Annotated in this window: 3 protein-coding genes; all 3 read left to right on the plus strand. The window is 49.8% G+C overall.

Annotation, left to right across the window (positions count from 1 at the left end; translation table 11 throughout):
- Window positions 1-713, plus strand: a 713-nt coding sequence (locus tag ACESLU_RS12235; protein ID WP_372638929.1) for a 6-bladed beta-propeller, incomplete at its 5' end; no start/stop codon positions are given.
- 231 nt (window positions 714-944) lie between these two features.
- Window positions 945-2,351, plus strand: a complete 1,407-nt coding sequence (locus tag ACESLU_RS12240) for a sulfatase (protein WP_372638930.1) — start codon at window positions 945-947, stop codon at window positions 2,349-2,351.
- Between the two features lie 84 nt (window positions 2,352-2,435).
- Window positions 2,436-3,845 carry a sulfatase-like hydrolase/transferase gene (locus ACESLU_RS12245; protein ID WP_372638931.1) on the plus strand — a complete coding sequence of 470 codons (1,410 nt, stop codon included), beginning with the start codon at window positions 2,436-2,438 and terminating at the stop codon, window positions 3,843-3,845.
- Window positions 3,846-4,288: the final 443 nt, after the last annotated feature.

Here is a 4,288-nt window from a genome sequence, read left to right on the forward strand (position 1 = left end):
AGGAGTTCCTCTTTATCACAGATACAAACCCTGAAACCGCCCGCGTAGAAAAAACGACACTGGATGGACAGGTTCTTTTAACCCTGGAGGATCCGAGAGAAGTCGGCGGTTATGAAAAAGAGGACGATTTCAGGCCGACCGAGACAGCAATAGGACCAGATGGGACGATCTATGTTGCTGACGGCTACGGGTCATATTATATACTCCGGTACAGCCCTGATGGCAAATATATTGAGAAGTTTGGGGGACGGGGAAACGCAGATGAAGAGCTCAATGAACCCCATGGAGTAGCTGTAGATACACGAGGTGAGGGAACCCCCACCCTCCTTGTTACTTCACGTCAGCACAACAGTTTCAAAAGGTTTACGCTTGATGGGCAATACCTCGAGACGATTTTTTTACCGGGTGCGTATATTTGTCGCCCCGTTATTGATGGGGAAAATATTTATGCGGGCGTCTGCTGGTCGCGTCTTCGATACCTGAACCTGACGAGTGACTCAGGCTTCGTAACCATTCTGAATGGTGAGAATAAAGTAGTATCTAACCCGGCCGGCACTGCGCCGGAATACATAGACGGGGAATTACAGCTGATGGTCCAGGAGGAACCCATCTTTAAACATTGTCATGACGTGTGTGTAGACGAGGATAAAAATCTGTACGTGTGCCAGTGGAATGCAGGTAACACCTACCCCGTCAAGCTGCATCGCATCTGAAGGTGACGGAGATATGATTTTTCGTTGGTTTTCTACAGGCTCGTCAAGATTTTTTTAAGGTAATTGCGCGAATAGGCAGTTGAAATTCATCTGCTCCTTGTGCTGCGCCTAAATGTGAATGGTTTTAACGTATATTTCTACATCACATTATATCTCATATCAGTGATCAGTGAACAAAGTATTCTTAATCCAACCATGGAGCAAAATCCAGGATACCAACCAACGAAAAATATGAGATTTTGCCATAAAGAGATTGTAGGTATATTCGCAATAACTGTCTTTGTCGTAATGGGGTGCAGTTCTTCTGGTGAAAATATAAAGCAGGATATCGAAGATTCTGTATCAAACCCTAATATTGTCTTTATAATTTCCGATGACCAATCGTGGACCGACTACAGTTTCATGGGACATCCCCATATTGAGACGCCGAATATTGATAATTTGGCATCACAGGGACTTACCTTTACGCGGGGGTATCTGCCGGCGCCAGTGTGCAGGCCGTCGCTTGCTTCCCTGGTTACCGGCTTGTATCCGCATCAACACGGCGTGACGGGTAACGATCCTGCTTTTGACTTTGATCGAGAATCCAGTTCCCGGACAGAATGGCTTGAGGCCAGAAAACCGGTAAATGATGTAGTTACCGAGAGGTTTAACAAGCTGCCTTCTCTTACCGATTATTTGTCAGGACTGGGGTATCTTTCGCTTCAGACTGGCAAGTGGTGGGAAGGTAGTTGGAAAGACGGGGGCTTTACCCATGGTATGACCCATGGAGATCCATCGCGTGGGGGCAGACACGGTGATGAAGGACTCACCATCGGCCGGGAAGGAATGCAGCCTATAGAAGACTTCATGGATGAAGCTCAGCGGGAGGATAGTCCCTTTTTCCTGTGGTATGCCCCGTTTATGCCACATACCCCCCATACCCCGCCCGACTCTTTGCTGGAAAAATATCTACCGCACGCACCGAGTGAACCCATTGCTAAATATTGGGCTATGATCGACTGGTTTGATATAACCGTGGGACAGCTGCTTGATTCTATAGAGGACAGGGGGTTGGCTGAAAATACCCTGGTGGTGTATCTAACCGATAATGGGTGGGTGCAGAATCCGGACCAGGACAATCAATTTATCTGGCCTTCCAAACAATCTCCTTATGACAAAGGAATACGCACCCATATAACCTATAAATGGCCAGGCCAGATCCCTTCCAGGATGGATACAACCACCTTTGTAAGTACGAATGACATCGCTGCTACGGTCCTGGAGATACTGGATATCGAGCCCAGGCTTGAAATGCCTGGTGTCAACGTGCTGGATCAAGAGGAGTTAGAATCCAGGGAAACGGTATACAGCGAAGATTTTAATCATGATATTGCGGATGTGCAGGAGCCGACGAAAAGCCTGGAGCACCGGGTGGTCTTGAAGAACCCCTGGAAGCTGATCGTGCCTAAAAAGGAGGGAGCTTCCCCGGAGGAAGAACTCTCTGGCGGGGGACGTTTTATCGATATGATCGAGGAGGCAGAACTTTACCATATTGTAAATGACCCGCATGAAGAACACAATTTGGCTTCAGAGCATCCGGAAATAATGCGCGAACTTAGGCAGCGACTGAATAGCTGGTGGAGAAGAGACTTTTGAATTTGAGCTTTTTTCAGTGTAAAATGCAATGGACGTAATCCGGCCAGATCAAATTTTTAAAACTACAGACTAAAGGTATATGGAATGAACACATCACGATATCTGATCATTTGCGTCTTTCTTATTTTTGGAGTCCACAGTGAAGGGAAGTCGCAGCAGAATACTAATAACCAAACAGACTCCCCCCCGAACATATTACTGGTGTTTGTGGATGATCTTGATCATGAGCCCCTTGGCTTTATGGGCGATTCAATCATTCACACGCCCCACATCGATCAGCTGGCCGCCGAGGGAGTGGTATTTCGGAATGCGTTTGCGACGACGGCCACCTGTATAACCAGTCGCGGCACGTTGATGACCGGCCGGTATGCCGCCCGCACGGGCATCTACTTTGACCAATTTGACGAACTCACCGCAGAGCAGGCGGCCATCAGCTTCCCGGCCCAGCTACGCCAGTCGGGTTATCATACCGGGTACGTCGGCAAATGGCACCTGGGTCCATTCCGTGAGGGGATGTTTGACGATGACCGGGCGTATGACGGGCAGGGGCAGTTCTGGTCGGAGGAGCATCCTCCGGAGCGCGGTTCCCACCTGACCGACCGGCTGGGCAACCGGGCCGTGAGCATGATCCACGATGCGCCGGGGGACAAGCCCTTTGCGGTGACGGTCGGGTTTAAGGCGCCTCATGTTCAGGACGGGTTCCACCCGGTCGAACCCTACCCGGCTTCTCCCGCTACGGCGGTGCTGTATGAGCGTGATGAGATGCCGGCCCCGCCGCTGTCGGATTCGGCATTCTTTGATAGCCAGCCCGATTTCCTGAAGGAATCCCTTAACCGGGTCCGGTGGGAGTATCGGCTCGGTCCCCCGGAGTCGCTGAACTTTCAGCGATCCCTGCGTCGCTACTACCGGATGATTACGGGCATTGACCGGCAGCTTGGAAAGATGATGGATGCCCTGCGGGAGACGAATCGCCTGGATAACACTATAATTGTCTTTACCTCCGATCACGGGATGTATCTGGGGGACCGGGGCTTTGCCGGCAAGTGGCTGGGCCACGACACGGCGATTCGTATCCCGCTTATTGTCCGCGATCCCGGTCTCCGGGAGGCCGAAGCCGGGACCCGGCGCGAGCAGATGGTGCTGATGATTGACCTGCTGCCCACGTTTTTGGACTGGGCGGGCCTGTCGCCGCAGGAGGGCGTGCAGGGGAGCTCCTTTGCTCCCATATTGGCCGGCGGGGATCCGGGCGACTGGCGGAGCGAGTTTTTCTATGAGCATCACAGCTTTCCCGACCGGATTCCACGCTCAGAAGGCGTGCGCACCGAACGCTATAAGTACCTGCGGTATCTGGACAGCGAGCCGCTGTATGAGGAGCTCTATGATCTCAGGGAAGATCCGCAGGAGTCGGACAACCTGGCCGGGGACCCGGACCACGCACGGCTGCTCCGGCAGATGAGGGATAAATGGGAACAATGGAGGAAGAAAGTTCGGTAAAACAGTGTTGGATTTGCTGCATAAAATCAAACGAACCATGAGCTTAATAAGCTAATAATTTACTTCGCTTCATACTGTTAAAGGGTCAAGTGATTCGGAAACTAATTCTAAAAAGCATTCCTATTTATTACTTTAATCTGCTTTACATGCATCTGCCAGGGAAGAGAAATGAGATAGAATTAACGCGCAGGAATGTTTTAGGATCTTATTCACAGATACTCACCCATTCGATAACTGAGAGGAATAGAATTAAGCTAAATTCAATTCTACGGGACAACCAGGGACGGGTGTATCCTTCTTATTATACCTATATAGAGAAGTTAGATTAATAAATAAGTCCGGATATTAGTATGATTTTTTTAACGAACAGCTTGTCTCTCTTTAATGAGAGTGGGAAATATATTAGCACTCCAACAATCAACTAATGTTATGTGTTTGTTGAT

Source organism: Fodinibius sp. (assembly GCF_041642155.1).
Classification (GTDB): Bacteria; Bacteroidota; Rhodothermia; order Balneolales; family Balneolaceae; genus Fodinibius.